At 62.1% G+C, this 22,470-nt stretch carries 17 protein-coding genes; 14 read left to right on the top strand and 3 right to left on the bottom strand.

Annotated elements, in window-relative coordinates:
• Positions 1–2 precede the first annotated feature (2 nt).
• The 13 genes from ACS8Y6_RS14650 (at position 3) to ACS8Y6_RS14590 (ending at position 16,585) form a co-directional block, all read left to right on the top strand.
• Positions 3–1,205, top strand: coding sequence for an ExeA family protein (locus ACS8Y6_RS14650; protein WP_440849679.1), 1,203 nt, complete (start codon positions 3–5; stop codon positions 1,203–1,205).
• 68 nt (positions 1,206–1,273) lie between these two features.
• Positions 1,274–2,134, top strand: a complete 861-nt coding sequence (locus ACS8Y6_RS14645) for an XrtA system polysaccharide deacetylase (RefSeq protein WP_440849715.1) — start codon at positions 1,274–1,276, stop codon at positions 2,132–2,134.
• On the top strand, positions 2,095–3,165 hold the full coding sequence (locus ACS8Y6_RS14640; RefSeq protein WP_440849680.1) for a FemAB family XrtA/PEP-CTERM system-associated protein: 1,071 nt from the start codon (positions 2,095–2,097) through the stop codon (positions 3,163–3,165). The genes ACS8Y6_RS14645 and ACS8Y6_RS14640 overlap by 40 nt, the downstream gene beginning before the upstream one ends.
• Before the next feature lie 87 nt (positions 3,166–3,252).
• On the top strand, positions 3,253–4,485 hold the full coding sequence (locus ACS8Y6_RS14635; RefSeq protein WP_440849681.1) for a TIGR03087 family PEP-CTERM/XrtA system glycosyltransferase: 1,233 nt from the start codon (positions 3,253–3,255) through the stop codon (positions 4,483–4,485).
• Positions 4,482–6,029, top strand: coding sequence for an exosortase A (xrtA, locus tag ACS8Y6_RS14630; RefSeq protein ID WP_440849682.1), 1,548 nt, complete (start codon positions 4,482–4,484; stop codon positions 6,027–6,029). Before ACS8Y6_RS14635 ends, xrtA begins: the two co-directional genes overlap by 4 nt.
• Entirely contained in the window at positions 6,026–7,159 is a 1,134-nt protein-coding gene (locus ACS8Y6_RS14625; RefSeq protein WP_440855868.1) for a glycosyltransferase, read from the top strand. Before xrtA ends, ACS8Y6_RS14625 begins: the two co-directional genes overlap by 4 nt.
• A 15-nt stretch (positions 7,160–7,174) precedes the next feature.
• Positions 7,175–9,112: an XrtA/PEP-CTERM system amidotransferase gene (locus ACS8Y6_RS14620; RefSeq protein WP_440849684.1), complete on the top strand. Its 1,938-nt coding sequence runs from the start codon at positions 7,175–7,177 to the stop codon at positions 9,110–9,112.
• Entirely contained in the window at positions 9,112–10,356 is a 1,245-nt protein-coding gene (locus ACS8Y6_RS14615) for a glycosyltransferase family 4 protein (protein WP_440849685.1), read from the top strand. Before ACS8Y6_RS14620 ends, ACS8Y6_RS14615 begins: the two co-directional genes overlap by 1 nt.
• Entirely contained in the window at positions 10,353–11,537 is a 1,185-nt protein-coding gene (locus tag ACS8Y6_RS14610; RefSeq protein WP_440849686.1) for a glycosyltransferase family 4 protein, read from the top strand. The genes ACS8Y6_RS14615 and ACS8Y6_RS14610 overlap by 4 nt, the downstream gene beginning before the upstream one ends.
• Complete coding sequence (locus tag ACS8Y6_RS14605) at positions 11,534–12,730, top strand: carboxylate--amine ligase (protein ID WP_440855867.1); 1,197 nt, start codon at positions 11,534–11,536, stop codon at positions 12,728–12,730. The genes ACS8Y6_RS14610 and ACS8Y6_RS14605 overlap by 4 nt, the downstream gene beginning before the upstream one ends.
• Entirely contained in the window at positions 12,727–13,881 is a 1,155-nt protein-coding gene (locus ACS8Y6_RS14600) for a hypothetical protein (protein WP_440855866.1), read from the top strand. The genes ACS8Y6_RS14605 and ACS8Y6_RS14600 overlap by 4 nt, the downstream gene beginning before the upstream one ends.
• A gap of 2 nt (positions 13,882–13,883) precedes the next feature.
• Entirely contained in the window at positions 13,884–15,293 is a 1,410-nt protein-coding gene (locus ACS8Y6_RS14595; protein ID WP_440855865.1) for a putative O-glycosylation ligase, exosortase A system-associated, read from the top strand.
• Between the two features lie 14 nt (positions 15,294–15,307).
• The gene (locus ACS8Y6_RS14590) at positions 15,308–16,585 is read left to right on the top strand and encodes a glycosyltransferase (protein ID WP_440855864.1); all 1,278 of its coding nucleotides are present in this window, start codon (positions 15,308–15,310) and stop codon (positions 16,583–16,585) included.
• A 6-nt stretch (positions 16,586–16,591) separates the two neighbouring features.
• On the opposite strand, the gene ACS8Y6_RS14585 is transcribed toward ACS8Y6_RS14590, so the two are convergent.
• The 3 genes from ACS8Y6_RS14585 to ACS8Y6_RS14575 all read right to left on the bottom strand — a co-directional run bounded on the left by ACS8Y6_RS14585 (position 16,592) and on the right by ACS8Y6_RS14575 (position 19,913).
• Complete coding sequence (locus tag ACS8Y6_RS14585) at positions 16,592–17,626, bottom strand: glycosyltransferase family 2 protein (RefSeq protein ID WP_440855863.1); 1,035 nt, start codon at positions 17,624–17,626, stop codon at positions 16,592–16,594.
• Positions 17,626–18,663: a glycosyltransferase family 2 protein gene (locus ACS8Y6_RS14580; RefSeq protein ID WP_440855862.1), complete on the bottom strand. Its 1,038-nt coding sequence runs from the start codon at positions 18,661–18,663 to the stop codon at positions 17,626–17,628. The genes ACS8Y6_RS14585 and ACS8Y6_RS14580 overlap by 1 nt, the downstream gene beginning before the upstream one ends.
• A 242-nt stretch (positions 18,664–18,905) precedes the next feature.
• Entirely contained in the window at positions 18,906–19,913 is a 1,008-nt protein-coding gene (locus ACS8Y6_RS14575) for a glycosyltransferase family 2 protein (protein WP_440855861.1), read from the bottom strand.
• An 814-nt stretch (positions 19,914–20,727) separates the two neighbouring features.
• On the opposite strand from ACS8Y6_RS14575, the gene ACS8Y6_RS14570 reads away from it, so the two are divergent.
• Entirely contained in the window at positions 20,728–22,236 is a 1,509-nt protein-coding gene (locus ACS8Y6_RS14570; protein ID WP_440855860.1) for a lipopolysaccharide biosynthesis protein, read from the top strand.
• Positions 22,237–22,470: the final 234 nt, after the last annotated feature.

Below are 22,470 nucleotides of genomic sequence, written 5' to 3'. Positions count from 1 at the left end.
CCGTGTACGAGGATTTTTACAAACTTCAGGCGCGCCCGTTCCAGTTGATGCCGGACCCGCGGCGGTTGTTCGAAACCGCCAGTCATACCCGTGGCTTGTCCTATCTCATCTACGGGCTGGAGCGGGGCGAGGGATTTGTCGTGGTGACGGGCCCGGTCGGCACCGGCAAGACGTTGTTGCTCCAGGTTCTGCTGGACCAGATCAAGACGCGTCATCTGCTGGTTGCCCGCGTGGCCATGGCCAATATCGATGCCGACAATGTCGTGGCCACGGTAGCGGCGGCATTCGGCGTGGCCGTGCGCGGACTGGCCAAGTACGAGATGCTCGACAATCTGGTCGGCAAGCTGTCGGCGGCGCGGAGCCGGCGCGCGTTGCTGATCGTCGACGAGGCGCAAACCTGCAGTACGGCGGCGCTCGAGGAACTGCGTATCGTGTCGAACCTGCAGGCACGCGGTCAGGCGCTGGTCCAGGTGGTGCTGGTCGGGCAGAGCGAATTGCGCGATTTGTTGATGCGCCCGGCGATGACGCATCTGCGCCAACGCATCGTGGCCTCTTATCATCTCGAGCCGCTTGGCGCGGCGGAGGTGCCGGGCTATATCGAGCACCGCTTGAATACCGTGGGCTGGCGTGCCGATCGACTTTCGTTCGGGGCGGGGGTATACGACCGCGTCTACGAGTGGTCGGGCGGGATTCCGCGTCGCATCAACCAGATCATGGACCGATTGCTGTTGCTCGGTTATCTGGAGGAACGGCGTGAATTGACCCGCGACGACCTGGATACGGCGATCGAGGAATTCGAAGCGGAATTCGCCAGCGACGGTCTGATCTACGATGGTGCCAGCAATGAGCGTGCGCGCATGGGCGACGCGGCCGAGCAGGGCGGCGAACCGCCGACCTCGCCCCAGCTCGATCCGCTGTTGGAACGGGTGGCCGCGGTCGAACGCGCCTTGCGCAGCGCTTACGGCGAAGAGCGTGTGGCCGAGTTGATGCGCCATCACGAGACCAGCGCGGCGCACCGCGAATTGGTCGATGCCATCCTTCGTGTCGAGCGGCTCGAAGCCACGTTGCGGGATCTCGTGCCTGAAAACTCCGCCGAGACGACCCCGGCCTATACTGAATGGCCCGATAACGAGCGCCGCGCGGCAAGCTCCGTCGCGCCGGGGTCCGCGGCTTATAAACTTAGGCGTCTATTCAACCGGGAGTGAGCGCCGTGACGGCCATTGACTGGCAGCCCGAGGCGATATCCAGCCCCACACGCGTCAGCGCGAACGCCATGACGGTGGATGTGGAGGAATACTTCCAGGTCTCGGCCTTCGAGCAGCATATTGCGTTCGAGCAATGGGCCCGCATGCCGTCGCGGGTCGAGGCGAGCACGGACCGCATTCTGGCGATGTTCGAGCTCGCCGGGGTTCGCGCCACCTTCTTTACGCTGGGCTGGGTGGCCGAGCGTCACCCCGCACTGATTCGTCGCATCGTGGACGCTGGGCACGAACTGGCCAGCCACGGCCAGAATCATGTGCGTGTGATCAATCAGGATCGCGAGACCTTCGGCGCCGATATCCGTCAAGCCAAGGCCGTACTCGAGGACACCGGCGGGCAGGCGGTCAAAGGCTATCGCGCCCCGAGTTTCTCGATCGGTGCGGCCAACCTCTGGGCGCTCGACGAACTGGCCGCGGCCGGATACCGCTACAGTTCGAGTATCTATCCGGGCACGCACGATGCCTACGGCATGCCCGGGGCGCCGCGGTTCCCGTTTCGGCCCGGCCCGGCGAGCCGCCTGATCGAAATTCCCGTCACTACGGTGGAAATCGGCGGGCGACGGTTGCCCTGCGCCGGCGGCGGCTTTTTCAGACTGTATCCGTATCGGGCCACCCGCGCCGCCTTGCGGCGCGTCAACCGGCGTGATCGACAGCCGACGGTATTCTATTTTCACCCATGGGAAGTCGATCCGGAGCAGCCGCGCGTCCCGGGGCTGGATCCCCGGCGCCGTTTCCGCCATTACCTCAACATCCATCGGGTCGAACCTCGCCTGCGACGTCTGCTGGCGGATTTCCGCTGGGATCGCATGGACCGGGTCTTTGCGATCGAGGACGGATGCAGCGACGCCGCCGCTTCAAGGATGAGCAACGCATGAGTGCCGAATCGCTTCAGGTGCACACGCTGGGCCAGGACGAGACCGCCTGGGAGGCCTTTGTGGCGGCGAGTGCCGATGCCACCTTCTTTCATCGCGCCGGCTGGAAACGGGTCATCGAGCGCGCGTTCGGACATCGCTGCTATTTCCTGTACGCCGAGCGCGACGGTCGGATCGAGGGCATTCTGCCCCTGGTCCACGTCAATAGCCGATTGTTCGCCAACGCCCTGATTTCGACGCCGTTCTGTGTCTACGGTGGCGTGGTGGCCGATACCGCCGAGGCCGAGTCGGCGCTCTATGCCCACGCCTGCGAGCGCGCCCGCACGCTCGGGGTGGATTACTTCGAGTCGCGGGAACGCACGCCGCGACACGCCGACTGGCCACGCAAGGATCTTTACACCACGTTTCGCCGCGAACTCGCAGACAACGACGAGGACAACCTGCAGCTCATCCCGCGCAAGCAGCGCGCGGTGGTGCGCAAGGGCATCAAGAACGGGCTGAACTGGACCATCGACAGCACGATCGATCGGCTCTATCCGCTCTATGCCTACAACCTGCGAAGCCTCGGCACGCCGGTATTCTCCCGGAAGTACATGCGCGAGCTGCTGCAAGTGTTCGGTGACGACTGCGACGTGTTGACCGTGACCCACGAGGGCCTGCCGGTGGCGGCGGTACTCAACTTCTATTTTCGCGACCAGGTCCTGCCGTATTACTCCGGCGCCGGGGCGAGTGCCCGCGACCTCAAGGCCAACGATTATCTCTACTGGGCGCTCATGCAGCACGCTACCGCGCGCGGCGCCCGCCTGTTCGATTTCGGGCGCAGCAAGGTCGATACGGGGCCCTATCATTTCAAGCGGCATTGGGGCTTCGAGCCCGAGCCGCTGGCTTACGAATACTATCTCTCGGGCCTGGACTCGATCCCGGACATCAGCCCCAATAATCCGAAGTATGCGATGTTCATCAAGGCATGGCAGAAGCTGCCGCTGCCGATCACGTGCCTGGTGGGCCCCTGGCTGTCGAAGGACCTGGGTTAGTGATGGGCAGCGACCGGTTTCGGCCCAGCGGCGTGACGCCCTTGCCATCCGTCGGCCAGCGCCGCGCGATGACCAGCCGCACTCACCATGGCTGAACTGCTTTATCTGTGTCATCGCATACCCTATCCCCCGAACAAGGGCGACAAGATTCGCGCCTTCAACTGGCTGCGCGCGCTCTCCAGCCGGCATGTGGTGCATCTGGGCGCATTCGTCGACACCCCCGATGACTGGGCCCATCGGGGTTGCCTGAACCAGTGGTGCGATCAGGTCTTGTTACGGCCGATTGCACCGCGCCGGGCCCGGCTGCGGAGCCTGACCGCTCTGGCCCGTCGCGAGGCCTTGAGCTTTGCCTATTATCGCGACCGGAAGATGCAGGCCTGGGTCGACCGGCTCATGCATGAGCGCGCCATCGATGCCGTGCTGGTGTTCTCATCGACCATGGCGCCTTATGTGCTTCGGCACGACCGCGTTCGTCGTGTACTCGACTTTGTCGATGTGGATTCCGACAAGTGGGCCCAATACGCCGGACACGCCCGGGCACCGATGCGCTGGGTCTATGCGCGCGAAGCGAAGACACTGGCCGCGGGCGAGCGCCGGCTGGCAGGTACATTCGATGCAAGCGTGTTCGTGTCGGCCGCCGAAGCGGATTTCTTCCGGCGCATGGTGCCGGAGTGTAGCGACCGCGTGCATGCGGTCGCCAATGGCGTGGATGCCGGGTATTTCGACCCGGAGGCCGATTATTCCGATCCGGACCGGGGCGGCGCGGCGCGGATCGTGTTCACGGGCGCCATGGACTACGGCGCGAACGTCGATGCCGTCACCTGGTTTGTCGAGCATGTCTTCGATCGCGTGCGCGCCGTTGTGCCCGCAGCACGATTTGTCATCGTCGGCACGCGGCCCACGCGCGACGTGCGAGCGCTTGCCGCACATGAGGGCGTGGAGGTCACCGGCGCCGTACCCGATGTACGGCCTTATCTTGCGCATGCGCGCGTTGCCGTCGCACCGATGCGCATCGCACGCGGCCTGCAGAACAAGGTGCTCGAGGCGCTGGCGATGTCCCTGGCCGTTGTCATGACACCGCAGGCCGCGGCCGGGCTGGAAACCGGGCACCATGAGGTCTGCGATGTGGCCGATACGCCCGAGGCATTCGCAGCGGCGGTCATCGCCCGTCTGACCGCTGCGCCGGACGGAGCCGGGCGGCGTGCCGCACGCGATTATGTGCTGACCCGCTACGCGTGGCCGGCGCGCGTCGCCGAACTCGATCGATTGCTCGTCCCGGCGGGCCCGGACGTTATGCCCAAGTCGGAGATATCACTATGAGCGAAGGCCGGACACAGGGCAGCGGCATCGAGCGCGCGACGGCGAGCCGGGCCGGCGCCGCCCCGCAGATTGCGGTGCATCTGGGATTTGTCGCCTGCATGGTGGCGTTCATTGTGCTCTACGCCAGCAGCTATCGCTCGCTTGTCAAAACCTGGGCCGACACCGGTACCTTTCAGTACGCCTTTCTGATCTTCCCGATCTGCGCCGTTCTCGTCTGGGGGCGACGACACTGGCTGGCGCGGGTGGCGGCACGCCCGCGACCGATCGCTTTCTTCGGCGTGGCCGCGCTGGGCGCGCTCTGGCTCGTGGGTGCCGTGGCGGACATCAATCTGGCGCGCCACATCGCGGCGGTGTTGATCTGGCCAGTGATGGTGTACCTGTTCTACGGGCCGCGGGTGACCGGGGTGATCGCATTTGCACTCGGCTATCTGTTGTTCGCGATCCCGTTCGGCAATTTCATGGTCGGGCCGCTGCAGACGGTCACTGCCCATCTGTCGGTGCTGGCGCTCGAGCTGACCGGTGTGCCGGTCGTCATGGATGGGCATTTCATCGATACCCCGGCCTCGGCCTGGCATGTGGCCCAGGCCTGCAGTGGCATCAAGTTCTTCGTCGCCACCACGGCGTTCGGCGTGCTCTACGCCCATCTGTTCTACACCAGCCTGCGACGGCGGCTGGTGTTCGTGGGCTTCGCCCTGGTCGTTCCGATCATCGCCAACGCGCTGCGGGTGTATTTCACCATTCTGATCGGTGAATATCTCGGCCTGCAGTATGCGACCGGCACCGACCATCTGATTTTTGGCTGGCAGTTCTTCGGCACGGTCCTGGTGTTGCTGTTCGTATGCGGCTGGCCGTGGCATCAGGCGCCGCCGTCGGGTCCCGAACCCGATCACGGCCTGCCCGAGGATGGGGCGGCCCGCATGCGCTGGATGGTGCCGGTGACGCTCGCACTGATCGTGCTGCCGGCGACCTGGTATGCGGTGACCGGCTTGCTGGCGGCAAGCGACGACCGGCCGGGGCCGGCGACGCTGCCGGCGCAGCTGGCCGATTACCGGGCATTGAACGACGGCTCCAACGGCAATTCCGCCCCCCCGGAACGGGGGCTGGATGTTCATTTGACCCGCCGTTACGGCGATATCGCGCGTCCGATTCGGGTTGATTACCTGGGTATCGATGCCGGCAGCGACGGCCCGGATATTCTTGATATCCGGCGCGGGCTTTACGACGCCTCGACATGGCAGGTCGTCGCCGGCCCCACGACCGTGAAGGTGGGCGGCAAAGGCGCCGGATTCACCACCCTGACGCTCAAGGCGACGCGTGGCGACGGCACGCGCGTGCTGCTCTACGCCTATCGCATCGGGGCGCGATGGACGCCCTCGCCGCTGCGTTTCAAGCTATGGCAATCGATCGATCGGTTGCTCGGCCAGGCGACGCCGGCCGGCATGCTGGTGGTCTCCGAAGCCGGTCGGCCCCGGCCCGCGAAGCTGGCGCGGGTCGCGGCCGATGCGGCCGCGTCGCTACGGCGTGCGGGGGGCTCGGGTTCATGACGCGCCAATCACAACGGCCCCGGGTGGTGCATGTGATCGACCGGCTCGGCGTCGGTGGCATGGAATCGGTCGCGCTCGCGGTCATTGCGGCAACGCGCGATCGGTATGCGCATCACATCATCGGTCTGCGTGATCGCGGCGAATTGGCCGCCCGGGCGGAAGCGCTGGGGGTAACGGTCGATTCCATCGACAAGCAGCCGGGCAAGGATCCGGCGGCCTATCTTCGCCTGTATCGCCGTCTGCGCGCGCTCGCGCCCGACATCGTGCACAGCTACAACATCGGCGCCATCGATGCCGCCGTGCCCGCCCGATTGGCCGGCTGCCGGTACATCGTGCACGCCGAACACGGGCGAGACGCGGCCGATCCGAACGGTTCGAACGCCAGGTATCGCTGGCTGCGTCGTCTGCTCGCGCCGGCCATCAGCCGTTTCGTGCCGGTATCGGCGGATCTGGCGGGCTGGCTGGCGCGAGATGTGCGCATACCGCGCTCGAAGATCGTGCTCATTCGCAACGGCATCGATACCGAGCGCTTCGCGCCCGGCGAAGCGGCCGTCGTGCCGGGCCTGCCTGCGATCGAGGCCGGGACTCGCGTGATCGGCACGGTGGGCCGGCTCGATCCGGTGAAGGGCTTCGATCATCTGCTGGACGCGGTGGCCGTTTTGACGGCCCGGAGCGGCATGCCGCCGCTACATCTGGTGATCGTCGGCGACGGACCTGAAAAAGAACGCCTGGCCGGTCGCGTGCGTGAGCTCGGGCTCGACGGGCGGGTGACGCTGGCCGGCCAGCGCGACGACGCCGACGCCTGGTTCAAGCATTTCGATGTCTATGTCTGCGCATCGATTGCCGAGGGCATCGCGTTGACCGTGCTGGAGGCCATGGCCAGCGGCCTGCCGGTGGTGGCCACAGCCGTGGGCGGCAATCCGGAACTGGTGGCGGACGGCGAGACCGGCCTGCTGGTGCCGGCGCGCCGGCCCGAGGCCATGGCCTCGGCGCTGGCGCGTGTACTGTCCGCGCCGGAGCGGGCGCAGGCGATGGGGCAGGCGGCACGCCGTCGGGTGCAGGCGGAATTCAGCGTGGCTTCGATGGTGGCCGGCTATTGCTCGCTTTACGATGCGTTGCTGGCGCGTTGATCAGGAGAACATGCCATGTGTGGTCTGACAGGAATCGTTACCGGCAATGGCCGACGCCCGAATGCGGCCGTGTTGGACGCGATGAACACCGCGCAGGCACATCGCGGGCCGGATCAGCACGATCAAACGGTTGTCGCCGGCTGCGGACTGGCCCATCGACGGCTCACGATTCTCGACCCCACCAGCGGCGAACAGCCGATGGCGACCGAGGACGGCCGGTTCACCCTGATCTATAACGGCGAAATCTACAACTATCGCGACATCAACCGCGAGCTCGAAGCCGTCGGGTACCGTTTCCAGGGTCACTGCGATACCGAGACGCTGCTGCGGGCCTGGCAGCATTGGGGCGCGGCGTGCGTACAGCGGCTGCGCGGCATGTTCGCCTTTGCGGTCTGGGACGCCGAATCCGGCCGCATTCATCTCGTGCGCGACCGGCTCGGCATCAAGCCGCTGTATTACGCCGTGACCGCCGCCGGCGACCTGGTCTTCGGCTCGGAACTGAAGACGCTGATGGCGCATCCCGATCTGTCGCGGCGGCTGGAACCCCGTGCGATCGAGGGTTATCTGGCGCTCGGCTATGTGCCGGAACCGTTGTCGATCTTTGCCGGTGCCTACAAGCTTGCTGCCGGGCATCGATTATCCTGGGCCGCCGGCGAGGGCGAACCGCGCGCCGAGGCCTACTGGGACGTCGATTTCGGACCGCGCGATGCGCCGGACGACGGGGCCGCGGCCCAGGAGCTGTACGCCCGGCTGGACGAGGCGGTGCGCATGCGGCTGGTGGCCGACGTGCCGCTCGGGGCGTTTCTCTCCGGTGGGGTGGATTCGAGCGCGGTGGTTTCCTTGATGGCCGGCGCCTCGCCCGACCCGGTCCGGACCTGTGCCATCGGTTTCGACGACAAAGCCTTCGACGAGTCCGATTACGCCCGGCGCATCGCCGAACAGTACGACACGGATCATCGCGAGCATCGCATCTCGGGCGATGACTTCGGTTTGATCGATACGCTGGTGGATGTCTACGACGAGCCGTTCGCCGACAGTTCGGCGTTGCCGACCTATCGTGTCTGCGAACTGGCGCGTCAGCAGGTCACGGTTGCCTTGTCCGGCGACGGCGGCGACGAGGATTTTGCCGGCTATCGCCGCTATCGCCTGCATGCCAACGAATCCCGTGCACGCGCCCGGATACCGCGCGCGATTCGCAGGCCGCTGTTCGGCATGCTCGGTCGCGTTTATCCGAAAATGGATCGCGCGCCGCGTTTCCTGCGCGCCCGGACCACTTTTCAGGCGCTGGCAATGGATACGGCCGAAGCGTATTGCCACAGCGTGTCGATGGTGGCCGAGGACCTGCGGGAGCGTCTTTACAGCCGCGCCTTCAAGCAACAGCTGGGCGGCTATCGCGTGCGCGACCTGTTCAACGATCTGGCGCCCAACGCCGGCAGTGACGACCCGCTGTCGATCGCCCAGTATCTCGATTACAAGACCTGGCTGCCGGGGGACATTCTCACCAAGGTCGATCGCGCCAGCATGGCGCACGGTCTTGAAGTGCGCGTGCCGCTGCTCGACCACGAATTCGTTGCCTGGGCCGCCGGCCTGCCGCCCGACTACAAGCTGCGTCGAGGGCAGGGCAAGTACCTGCTCAAGAAGAGTTTCGAGCACCACCTGCCGAACGACATCCTCTATCGCCAGAAGAAGGGATTTTCCGTGCCGCTCGCCGACTGGTTTCGGGGTCCGTTGCGCGACATCGGCGCCGCGGCGCTCAACGCCGGCCCGCTGGTCGAATCCGGCATCTTCGAGCCGCACGCGCTCGGCCGGATATGGGCTGATCATGCAAGCGGCCGGCGCGATCACGGCACGGTGATCTGGTCGCTGTTGATGTTATCGCGGTTTCTCGAGCGCGAGGCGGGCGGCGATGCGATCGCTCGAAGCGGCGATGTCATCGCCTGTGGGGCGGTTTGATGAGTCAGCGTCCGATTCGCGTGGCGCTCGTCACGACACTGTACCCGAACGCCGAACAGCCCCATCACGGTGTGTTTGTCGAGGAACGATTGCGCGCGTTGGTGGCAACGGGCGCGATCGATGTTCGTGTGATCGCGCCCGTGCCCTGGTTCTTTTCCTCGCATCCGCGCTTTGGCGGCTATGCTCGGCTGGCAGCTGTGCCTCGGCAGGAAGTTCGTCACGGCATTCAGATTGAACATCCACGCTACGTCGTCATACCCAAAATCGGCATGACGGTCGCTCCGTATACGCTCTCTCTCACAATCGGCCGCGCTCTGTCGCGGCTGCGCCGGGACGGCTTCGATTTCGATTTGATTGATGCCCATTATGTCTATCCGGACGGCGTGGCGGCCGTCATGGCGGGGAGCCGGTTCCGCCGCCCGGTGGTGATTACGGCGCGTGGCACTGATATCAATGTGATCGCATCGATGCCCGGGCCATGGCGCCAGATCCGTCGCGCCGTTGACGGCGCCGGCGCGCTGATTGCTGTTTCTCGTGCGCTGGGTGATTGCATGGCCGATACCCTGGGTATCGATCGGCAACGCATCGCTGCGTTGCGCAATGGCGTGGATCTGCTCCGATTCAGGCCGGGTGATCGTGCTGCTCTGCGGCACAGCTTAGGCTTGTCTGGCCAGGTATGGCTGTGTGTCGGTCGTTTGACCGAAAGCAAGGGCATGCACATAGCGATCGATGCGTTGGCAGAAATCCCGGATGCAATGCTGCTGTTGATTGGCCAGGGTGAGGATGAGGCAGCGCTCAAAGCACAAGCCGAGCGGCTTGGCGTGGCGCCGCGCGTGCGCTTCGTCGGTGCGGTGAGGCACGACGATCTGCCCGGTTACTTCGCGGCCGCGGACGTGCTCATGCACGCTGCCGATCGTGAGGGTATGCCCAACGTCTTGCTTGAGGCGTTGGCCTGTGGATGCCCGATCATTGCAACGCCGGTGGGTGGTATCCCGGAGATCATGACCGGTCTGCCGGCGGGCTATTTGATGGCTTCCCGGGATGCCGGCGCCATGGCCGAGTGTTGGCGTCGCCTCAAGGCGGTCGGTACGCTGGATGAGCGGGGGCGCGCAGCCCGCCGGCGCTACGCCGAACAGTTCGGCTGGACGCCTACGACCCGAGGTCAATTGACGATCTTTTCGCGGCTTACCGGAATCGCGTTGGATGGGTGCGGGGTGGACGATACGGGCTCGGGCACGCCATGAAGATCCTGTACCACCACCGGATCGGGTCCAAGGACGGCCAGTACGTACACATCGAGGAAATGGTCGAGGCGCTGCGCGCCGCCGGCCACGAGGTGCGGCTCGTCGGCCCCGAGGGTTTCGATCAGCGTGAGTTCGGCGGTGAGTCGGGGCTGGTGTCGAAGCTCAAGGCCCGTATTCCGGGCGCGATCTATGAACTGATGGAACTGGGCTACAACGCCGTCGACTACGCCCGGCTGGCCCGCGCGATCGACGCGTTCCGCCCGGATGTCATCTATGAGCGCTACAACCTGTCGCTGTTGTCCGGGGCGATCGCGCGCCGCCGTTTCGGCGTGCCCCTGCTGCTAGAAATCAATGCCCCCTTGTTTGCCGAGCGATCGGCATACGGTGGGTTCAAACTGGCGTCCCTGGGGCGCTGGACCGAGCGACGCGCCTGGCGCGCCGCCGATCATGTGTTTGCCGTGACCCAGGTTCTGGCCGATCAGGTCGCCGAGGCGGGCGTCGCGGCGGCGCGCATCACGGTGACGCCGAATGGCATCAATCATCGACGGTTCGCCCCGGAGATGGATGCACCCGCGGCCAAGACACGGCTCGGCCTTGATCCGCGCACCACGGTGATCGGTTTCGTGGGTTTCGCCCGTGAGTGGCACGGGCTCGATGCCGTGATCGAGTTGTTGGCGGAATACCGCGACACGCGGTCGTTGCATTTCCTGTTGGTGGGTGACGGACCGGCGACCGAAGCACTGCGGCAACAGGCCGAAGCGGCGGGCGTGGCCGATGCCGTGACCGTGACCGGCGTGGTCGATCGCAACGACGTGCAACGCCATGTGAATGCGTTCGATGTGGCGATGTTACCCAATGTAGTCGCCTATGCCTCGCCGCTGAAGCTGTTCGAATACATGGCCTGCGGCAAGGCGATCATTGCGCCGGATCAGCCCAATCTGCGCGAGATTCTCACAGCCGACCACGATGCCGTGCTGTTCGAGCCAGGCTCGCGGGATGCCTTCAAGGCCGCCATGCGGCGGCTGATCGAGGACGAGTCGCTGCGGGCGCGCCTGGGCAAGGCGGGCCGCGCGACGCTGGTCGATCGCGACCTGAGCTGGGCCGCCAATGCGCGGCGGGTGGTCTCGATTGCCAACGATCTCGCGGCGGGCGCGTCGGATGCCGGGCACGGTGGCCGATGATTCGCAAGCGTCCGAGTTCGATATACCGTCGCCGGCCCGCGGCCGTGGTGGTCGGCGGTGGGCTCAATGCGCTTGGTGTGGTACGCAGCCTGGCGAGCGCAGGCGTGCCGGTGCATCTACTGGCGGGTTCGCCTGACCTGCCGGCCGCGCGGAGTCGTTACGTTGATTTCCATCGTTACGATGACCGTGAGCCGGAAAACGCAGTCGGCGCGCTGGCCGATTGGGCGGCGCGGCAGCCGGGCCCGCGACGGCCGTTGATTCTCACCGAAGAAGAGAAAGTCGCAGCCGTATCCGGGCAACGGGCACACCTCGAATCCAACTACGTTCTCCAGCTGCCGCCAGCGGACACGGTGATACGTCTGCTAAGCAAGGATCGCTTCCACGCAGCGGCCGAAGCCGGCGGGTATGTTGTTCCGCGCACCCGCCATATCGGTTCGATCGACGATCTGGACAGGCTCTCGGCGCTGGTGCCGCCGCTGGTGATCAAGCCCGCGGGCCGCCAGCGCGCATTTCTTGCCCGCTTTCCCCGGGCTTGCCGCGCCGAATCGATCGATGGCGCGCGCGATCAATTGCGGGACATGCTCACCGTCTCGGACGATCTGGTCGTTCAGGAGTGGGTCGACGGCGACGATTCGACCATCTATTTCTGCTTGCAGTGCCTGGGCGACGGCGATCGTGAGCCGGTATCGTTCGTGGGCCGCAAACTGCGCGCCTGGCCGCGCCAGACCGGCGGCACGGCGCGTTGTGTCGCCGCCCCCGAGGCGGCCGCGGCACTGATCCCCCTGACCACACGCTTCTTTCGCGAGCAGGGCGTCATCGGGTTGGCCGGTATGGAGTACAAATGGCGTGCGACAACCCGGGAATATGTGATGATCGAGCCGACCATCGGACGCACCGACCACCAGGAAGAAATTGCCACGTTGAACGGTGTGAATCTGCCATGGGCGGCCTATCGCCAGGCGCTCGGCCAGGTGGCCCCGCGCGTGGCACGCGTCGCGCCGGCCCGGATCTGGAAAGACCCGATGGCGGATGCCAATGCGGCCGCGGCGGGAGAGGCGATCGCTTTCCCTGCGCCGAGCGATGCACGGGTCGTCGATGCCCTCTGGCGGCGGTCGGACCCGGGGCCCGGCTTGCTCGATCTGTACGATCGCGCGCGAGCCCGGGCGGCTCGCCTGATGGTGCGTCGCTCGTGATCCCGCTGCTTCTGGAACGCGCGCATCCGCGCTGGGTGGGCCATGAACTACGGCGCTGGGCCCGGCGCGATCGCCATCCGCTGTCCGATTCCGAGATCCATCTTCGCGCGGCGGCCGAGTGGCTGGCGCATGCGCACGACGTGGGCCAGTACGGTGGCGTGCCGGCATTCTACGACGCCCGACGTCAACGCTGGGAAGCGTCTTACCCGGAAACCACCGGCTATATCATTCCCACCCTCTATGCCTACGCCGAGCACGCCGGCGATCAGGCTTATTTCGATCGCGCAACGCGCATGGCGCACTGGGAATCCGATGTCCAGATGGATAACGGCGGCGTCTGTGCCGGCACGCTCGCCGCGCCCCGGCTCGTGCCCACGGTGTTCAATACCGGCCAGGTGCTTTTCGGCTGGGCCGCCGCCTTCGAGCGCACCGGCGAGCCGCGTTTCGCGGACTCGCTCGAACGCGCCGCAGACTGGCTCGTATCCATCCAGGACGACGACGGCGCCTGGCGCCGCCACGGCTCGCCGTTTGCCACCCATCCACTGAATACCTACAACACCCGTACCGCCCTCGGCCTGCTCGATGCCGCACGCGCGCTCGACGCGGCGCGCTACAGCGAGGCCGCGCGTGCCAACCTGAACTGGGCGCTGACACAGATGCGTCCAAACGGGTGGCTCGACAACAATGACCTGGAGGATAACCGCCGGCCCCTGACGCATACGCTCGGTTACGCGCTGCAGGCGATGCTCGAAGCGGGCATGCGGCTCGGCGACTCGCGTTTCGTCGATGCGGCGCGCCTCGGTCTGGGCCGGATCGCCCAATGTCAGCGCCGCGACGGCAGCCTGCCGGGTCGGCTCGATGAACAATGGCGGGCGGCGGCGCCGTGGAGTTGCCTGACCGGCGACGTTCAGATCGCCCACGCCTGGCTGCAGCTCGCCCGCATCGATCAAACCGAGGGCTGGATTCACCACGCGCGCCGCTCGATCGAATTCGTGCAGTCCACGCAGGACCTTGCCACAATGGATTTGGAGCGGCGGGGCGCGATCGCCGGTTCGTATCCGCGCCAAGGGGGCTACATGACCGATCGCTATCCGAACTGGGCGGCCAAGTTCTTCATGGACGCGATCATGCTATCGCTCGAGGCACGCTGAGCATGCGTTCCCTGGCGTTGCTACTTTTTGTGGTCGGCACGATCCCCATGGCGTTCATGCGCCCCATCATCGGCCTGCTGCTGTGGATGATGTTCAGTTACCTGAACCCACATCGCATGACCTGGGGCTTCGCCGTCAATTTTCCCTGGGTCATGCTCGTAGCGATTGTCACCTTGATTGGTCTTGTGGCACATCCCGAGCAGCGCGGATCGTTACGCATGAAGCCTGTAATGATCTTGATGGCGCTGTTTTTGATCTGGGCAGCGGTCACTACCAGCCAGGCCGTGTTGCCCGATGCCGCTTTCGGGCGTTTAACCGAATTTGCCAAGATGATCGTTATGGCGTACGTCACCGCCATACTGGTTACCGATCGAAAGAAACTTCAGTGGGTCGTCTGGGTGATTGTCGGTTCGTTCGGTTTCTGGGGCGCTAAAGGCGGCCTGTTTACCTTGCTCACCGGCGGCAGCTATCACGTTTTGGGGCCGCAGGCGAGTTTCTTTCGCGATAACAACGCGTTCGCGATGGTTATGTGCATGGTCCTGCCGCTGATGCGTTACGTGCAGTTGTATACGAACAATCGCTGGGTTCGGCGAGCGCTCTGGATTGTGATGGCGCTGACGGCGGTCGCCATCGTCGGCACTTATTCGCGCGGCGGCTTCCTTGCACTGGGTGTCGTGGGTTTCATGCTGATTCTTAAAAGCCGGCGGCGGGCCGGATTATTGATCGTCGCGCCCTTCCTGGTGCTGGCTATTCTATCGTTCATGCCCCAACAGTATTTTTCACGTATCGATAGTATCAGCAACTATCACCACGACAGATCGTCGCAAGGGCGCATCGACTCGTGGAAATTCGCGACCAACGTGGCGCTGGCGCATCCCCTTGTTGGTGGCGGGTTCGAGGTATGGTCGAGCGGCTCGATGTGGGATACCTATGGGCCGCCTGGCGCGGCACATCGGGCCATCCACAGCATCTTTTTCGAGGTGTTGGGCGAGCAGGGGTTCGTGGGGCTGGCGCTGTTCGTACTTATGCTTGCGGCTGGCTATTTCGGGCTCGCTCGCGTGAAGAAGCAGGCCAGGGCGGGCCCCGAGCTTCAGTGGCTGGGAGACCTGGCCGGAATGCTTCAGGTTAGCCTTATCGGTTTTGCCGCGGCAGGAGCGCTGCTGCCGATGCCGTACATTGATATCTACTATCAAATGATCGCGCTCGTCGCCGTGATGCAAGTACTGATGACACGTCTCGTGGCCCAACATAACCGTGCGCCCGGACCGACGCCGGTGCCGATCCCGGCGACCACGCCATTAAACCGCAAACAAAAACGGCGCCGTTCGGCGCCAAAGCACAAAAATACTGCCCATACCGGTGCGCATGATGGTTCGCGGGCCGAAGGCGTACAGGATCTGCCACCTTGGTAGGTGGTCGACAGCCCATGCGGGAAACAATGTGTCATCCGGTGGAGCGCGATCGTCTAGTATTAATGGTGGCGTTTCACTACCCGCCCATTGCGGCCTCGGCCGGGGCACTACGCACGCGCGCCTTTGCTTCTTATCTGCCTGATTACGGGTGGCGTGCCCATGTTTTGACTCCGTCCTCATTTGTTTATGCCGAGCGCGATGACTGCGGCGTTCTGCCTTCGCAAGCCGAAGTTCACCGCAGTTGGGCGCTGGATGCCAAGCGGCATATGGGTTGGCGCGGCCGGTATGCGGCTATCACGGCAACGCCCGATCGCTGGATCAGTTGGGCGCCGGCGGCAATTGTGACGGGTATGCGATTGATTCGCCGTTACCCGATCGAGGCTATCTGGTCGACTTACCCGATCCCGACTGCGCATCTGATAGCGGATGCCTTGTCGCGAATGAGCGGGTTGCCCTGGGTCGCGGAGTTCCGTGACCCTCTGCGGCCGGACGGACAACCCATGCAGCAACGCGCGCAATGCTGGATTGAGCGCGAAACGATGAATAGGGCGCAGCATATGGTGTTCGTAACGCCGGGCGCACGCCGGGAGGCCGCGCGTCGGTATCCCGGATTGGCCGACAGATCTAGTGTGCTCCCCAATGGCTTTGACGAATCGCTCGATCCACCCGACGCGTCCCGTAGGCCGAGCGGCGCTTCGCGCCCGATTCGTCTGCTACACAGCGGCCATCTGTATCCCGAGGGGCGTGATCCGAGCGCGTTGTTCGACGCGTTGCAGTTGCTTAAGCAGGCCGGTGTTATCGATGCGAACCGCCTGCAAATCGTATTGCGTAACAGTCAGCACGAGCGTCGCTATCGACGCGAAGCCAAACAGCGGGGAATAGAGGATATCGTTTCCCTGCAACCCCGCCTGTCCCATCCGCTGACGTTGCAAGAGCAATCTGCCGCAGACGGTCTGCTGTTGCTCCAGGGGGCGCAATTCAATCTCCAAGTGCCTGCCAAGCTGTTTGAGTATCTACAAGCCCGGCGCCCCATTCTGGCGCTGGTCGATGCGGACGGGGATACTGCGGCGGTCCTCACTGAATTGGAAGCAGGTATACAGGCGGATGCCAGCTCCGTCGAAGCGATCGCGATGGGCGTGAAGCGCTTTCTGGAAGTAATCGAATCAGGACAAACCTCGACTATCGTCCCGGAGCGCGAGCGAGTGTCGCATTACTCGCGCCGGGCAATCACGGCCGAGCTGGCGACCTTGCTTGATTCGGTCACGGTGAACCGATCTGCCAACGCCATCTAGACGCGGCTAGGCCGCGCGCTGAAGACCCAAGGACTTAAGCTGCACCTGAAGCCAGCGCTTGATTGCGCCGGTATCGTGCAGGAGGAAATGCGCAATATTATCGAAGCCAAAGCGATAGCATGCGGCGCCGAGGGCGGGCTTGAAACCATAACGTTCTTTGACAACATCAATACGAATGTCGTCTCGGCTGGGGAGCTGCTTCATCATCTCTGCGATATAACGGCGACGCGCGGCGCGGTCGGTAATCATTCGGCTGCGATGCAGTACGCCAGGAATGAATATTTCGATAGTCAGGAAGCGTTGTTCCCAGTCTGCGCCGAAGCGTGATGCCATTGGGGCAATTCGACCAGCGGCCTCGTCTGTGCGGATACGCTCAAGACAGCGCAGGGCGGCGATAGGGAGATCGTAGACCCGCTCAAAGTCAACCGTGTTCATGATGGAGCCAGGACGGTCTCGACGGTAGTTGTAGAGCAGTGCGTGCACGGTAACCGGCCGTCGGGCTCGAGCAAAAAGCATGGGCACTATCGCAAGATCTTCATACCAGATGCCACGATCGAACCGGATATTATCGAATAGTGTTCGGGCAAAGAGTTTATTGCAGGCGGAATTTGTCATTTTCCAGAAATCGGCAACATGCGGGCTATGATATCGAGTCGCGCCGTGAACTTCGTAGAAACCAAAAACTAGTAGATCGGCTTCGGTTTCCTCAGACAATATTTTCTCGAAGCACAGTAAGGTGTCTGGCTCGATCCAATCATCCCCGTCGATAAACATCAGGTAGTCACCCCGCGCGACCTCGAGACCGGCGTTGCGGGCGTCACTCAACCCACCATTCTGTTTATCCACGATGGTCAATTTAGGGTTGTCGGCGAATGTCTGGACTATCTCGAGCGTTGCGTCAGTCGACCCATCGTTGACGACTACAATTTCGTAGTTTCCGTCCTGCTGCGATAGCAGAGAAGCTAAGCATTCTTCTATAAGGCTTTCCACATTATAGGCCGCTACTATGAAGCTGTAGCGAGGCGTATCTCGGGCGGCCATCACGTAAAACGACCTGCGCCGGAGATGCGAGCCATCAAGCGCCGCTTCATACGTCCCATCCGATGGAGTAGAAAGTCGCCAGCCGCGAACGCATTATGTTCGTAACAAAAGGCAGCTACGGCGAACTTTAGACCAAAATGGCGAGCCAGCTGACGTTTGCTGAGACCATCCGTGTTCTTGTCGAAGTACGCCGTAAATTCCTCCGCATAGCGTCGACGCAATGACGCTTCGTGAATCTTTCGTGACCATTGGACCAAACCTGGAACGAATACGTCGCAAGTATAGAAACGTCGCCGCCAGTCCGCTCCTAGTGTCGCCTGGGCTCCGTTTGCACCGAGTGAAATCTCAACGCGTTGAACGCAGAGACTGGCTGCTGTAAAGAGCTCAGAGAATCTCGTGGTGTCAATAGAATTCATGATCGACCCCACTCGCTGGTTGCGGTAGTTGTAAAGGGCTCGATCCAGATGGCGTTTACGCTTGGCGCGTGCAACCCAAGGCCGCACTGCCGCTAGATCCTCGTACAGGATGCCCTCATCGAACCTGTCGTCACCAATCAAATCGCGATGATAGATTTTGTTCCAGGCGGCGTTTCGGCACGACCAGAAATCGTCAGCACAGGTTTGCCGCTGGCGGCTCTCTGGAGTTACGTCGATATAATCAAACACCCAGAGTTCGATTTCAGGATGGGCCGAAATTTCTGCCAAACAAGTATCTACGTAGCCAGGCTCCACCCAGTCGTCGCCATCGACGAACGTCAAATAGCGTCCCGAGGCCGCATCAATTCCCGTATTTCGCGCGGCGCCTAGTCCACCGTTTTTGCGCTGTATGATTCGTAGTTGTGGGTGTCGGGCACTTCTATCAGCCAGAATATCGCGAGTGGCGTCTGTCGAGCCGTCGTCCACGACGATGATCTCGTGATCTCTATCGGCCTCGGTCACTAGAGAGTCGAGACATTCCCCGATGAAATCGGCAATATTATAAGCGGCTACGATAACGCTAAGTGTCGGCAGTTCAACCCCCTGACCTTGAGGCGGCATAATCAAAATCCCCGTATAGCCACGTAACGTTTGGTCCGCTTACACGTAATAGCGGCAAAGTAGCATATCGAAAAAGTGGCCACAGGTGACCTTTTCGTTATCAATATGCCGGTGCGAAATACCCCTCGGCCAAAGCTAGTGGAGGTGGGGTTGAGTAAGTTGTCGACGAGGCTGCGCCAAATACGAGTTGCGGAATACCGACTGACTACGCGGGCGGATTGTTATATTTCCGCGTTTCTTAATCAACTAAAGCCAAACTTAGATCGGAGCCCATTTTTTATTTCGCCCAGTCCGTGTAATAATAAATCTCCTAAGGCATGTGCGCCAATCAGGTGGCAACGGCTCGCTACAGCGACTAAAAGGCCGTGGTGCCGCTGAATGATTTCGGTATCGACACTTTCCGGCTCGTTTAGTCGGTCGATGAATTGCTTGACGTAATTTATCCGGATATGGCGATCTGGTAGCTGTTGTCCCCGGTTGATTACGCCCTGAATGAACGCTTCAAAGGTGTACAACCGGGTTTTCCATTCTTGTCCAAGTCGTTCAGCGGGAGATCTCATGCCTCTCTGACGGGCATCTGACTCAATTCGTGCCACGCATCGATTGACCGCCAACGGCAAGTCGAGCAGTCGCTGTACGTCGAACGAATTCATGATCGAGCCCCACCGCGCGAAGCGATAGTTGTATAATACTGCGTCGATTCGTTGTATTTCGGCGGCACGTGCAACCCATGGCCGAACAACGGCCAGATCTTCATAGAAGATATCCTCGTCGAAGCGATCATTTCCGATTAGTGTTTGTTTGAAAAGCTTGTTCCACGCCGAGCTTTTAGCTCCCCAGAAGTCATTGCCGCAGATCCGTTTCTCACTGCCGTGCTCTGTAATGTCTACGTAATCAAATACAAACAGATCAGCATCTGGATATCGTTGAATATGTGAAATACATTGAGGAATGAGATCGGGCTCAACCCAGTCGTCGCCGTCAACAAAAAGGATGTAATGGCCTTGGGCGGCATCCAATCCCGTATTGCGAGCGCTGCCAAGTCCGCCATTCGCCTGCCGAATGACGCGCAGGCGCGGGTCATCGTAACCGGCAATTACTTCGGGCGTGGCATCGGTTGAACCATCGTCGACCACTATGATTTCGCACTGCGTGGCTTCAGGCACAAGCAGCGATGTTAAGCACGGCCCGATATAGTCGGCTATGTTGTAGGCGGGCACGATGACGCTTACGAAAGGCTGGGTGTTCACGAATCCTTACTTCTTTATTTGGGCGCTTCGAGGGCGGGTTAACTGCGACATGGCTTGTTTCGGTTCAACTCGATGCGTTCCGACCCAGGTTTGCCGCGTAATCAATTTACGGGTGTCGATGGCGGTTTATACAAGCGCCGATGAGAAGTCATGACAGTGCATGTCGGCACCTGGCATCCCGTGTTGCGTTGTGCCAGACGAGTGAACGGGCACTTTGTATGGCTACTCATGAGGTGCTAACCGTGAGGCTGGATTGGCATGAAACGGGAGCTGGCCCTAATGTACGATGCTTCGGCGCGCGTGAATACAGGGGGGCGGCGATATCCTCATTCCGCGGAAGTCGGGCAAAGCGGCTCTTGTTGCCGGGTTTCAACTGCGCCAGACATCAGTTGACCAGTGCCCGAAAGAAAACGTCAGATATAGTCGTCACGGACCCATTACTAGTGTGGCACTCTAGCGTGGCCCATAGGGCATGTCAGTGGGCAATGCGAGACGGGCGGGCGCTCGGAATTTGCGGCGCGGTTTAGGGGCGGGGAGATTGCCACGTTGTGTGATTTGCCAAAGCGGGTAGCGCACTTCCCGTTGGCTGCGGCATGCGCGCTGGTGGCCTCGATCATTGCTCATGTCGGCTAGCGGCGCAGATACAAGCTGGGATCCGCTCGGAAGCCATCCAAAAGAGTTTTCAGATGCATCATATGCAGTGTTGCCATTTGATCGATATGCCGGCGCATCTCTACAGGCGGGGCACCGTTTGACTCGCCAATCGCTTGCTATTAGCGCGGCATTTCGCCTTGCAAACTCAGGAGCCGGCTGAATGCGTCTTCGACGTCCACGCGGTCCGGCATCATCTGATGCCAAACCGAAACCCGCAACGGTTCGCGTCGCGCTCTTGTTTTCGGGTGCACAGCAATATACGCAGCTGCTGATCACCGTCCCGTCGATCATGATTCTCAGTCGGCTGCTTACCCCGGCTCAAATCGGTGTGTATTCGGTGGCCATCGCGTTCTTCAATCTCGTTCATATGCTTCGCGACTTCGGCACCACGGAGTACTTGGTGCAGGTCGAGAACCTTGATCAGGAAACAAAGCGTTCGGCGTTCACCGTTACATTGATCATCGCCTGGACCCTGGCGGCGTTGCTTTTCCTTGCGAGCCCCTACGTCGCTGAGTTTTTTAGAGAGCCGGGGCTTGGCGCGGTGCTGCGTATTCTCAGTATTACCTACCTGCTCTTGCCAATTGGGTCGACCACCGGCGCGCTGCTTGTTCGCGAGATGCAGTTCGCTATCCGCTATAAAATCAATATTACGGCGGCGGTTATTCAGACCGGAGTGACCATACTTCTTGCGTGGCGCGGGTGGGGTTACTACAGCCCGGCTTGGGGGGCGGTCGCCGGTATGGTGGCGACTGTTGTGGGGTGTCTGTACTGGGGGCGCGAATATAGGGTGCGTGGTTTCAGCCTGCAAAATTGGCGCGATGTGGCGCAATTCGGCTGGAAAAAGACGCTGGGCACTATGATGAACCAAGCTGGCGAGGCCGCGCCGGACTTTGTGATCGGCCGAATGCTTGGGTTTGTGGATGTCGGTATGTTCAGCCGCGGGTACGGTCTCGTGCGAATGTTTAACGACAATATCAGCGGCGCCATCGGGTCCGTCTCATACTCGGCGTTCTCTCGAGAGCATCGTGACGGAGGCGGAGCCGGTGCGTTGTTTTTGCGCGCGATTACCTACATCACGGGTGTGGGCCTGCCATTCCTGGGGTTCGCGGCGTTAATGGCCTTCCCCATTATTCGCATATTTTTTGGCAATCAATGGGATACGGCCGTTCCCATTCTCCGGTGCTTGGCTATATCGTCTGCGTTGGCGCTTTTGGTATTGCAGTATCAGAATCTGCTCACCGCGGTTGGGCGAGTAGGCTTGGCCACATTGTGGATGACTGCTTGGCAGATCATCACTATCAGCGCTTTAGTAGGCGGGGCCTTCTTCGGCGTTGTATGGGTAGCCGTTGCGCTAGTGCCTGCGACGGCGGTCGCCGTTATAGGTGTTTTGGCCGGGTTGGTCTTATACACCGACATCACGTTTCGAGACTATGCCCTTGCGCTGGTGCCTAGCCTGATGCTTGCCGGCTTTGCATTGGCGCCGGTCATTCTGTTGCGTGTACTGTGGCCGCCAACTGCCGACCATTTATGGAGCCCGCTGATCTGTGCAGGTGCAGCCCTAGCGATCGGTGCAATATTCGGGGCCTGGTTGGTCGACCATCCTCTTTGGCGAGAAGTTATGGCGCTGCTGAGAAAGCGTGCGTCGGCTCGATCGACGGCGAGCTCGTGATTTCGCCGCCTGTTCCAAGCCGCCGGTAAATGCCGAGCCCAGCCCGGCAACGTTGATATTCGGGCTGTCGCCCTGGCCGCGGCGGGCATGCCGGCGTTATTGATCCGGCATGAAAGTGTTTTTCTGCCGGATCAATAAAACGCACCTGACTTGCGCGTGTATCGTCTGCAATCAAATGTTCGTAAGCGATCCACAAACCCCATCATTCACAGGCCGCCAGGTTCATGGCTAAAT

This window comes from Salinisphaera sp. RV14 (assembly GCF_052044135.1).
Taxonomy (GTDB): Bacteria; Pseudomonadota; Gammaproteobacteria; order Nevskiales; family Salinisphaeraceae; genus Salinisphaera.
The sequence above is the reverse complement of the archived record's forward strand: the minus strand, read 5'-3'. Positions and strand labels throughout refer to the sequence as shown.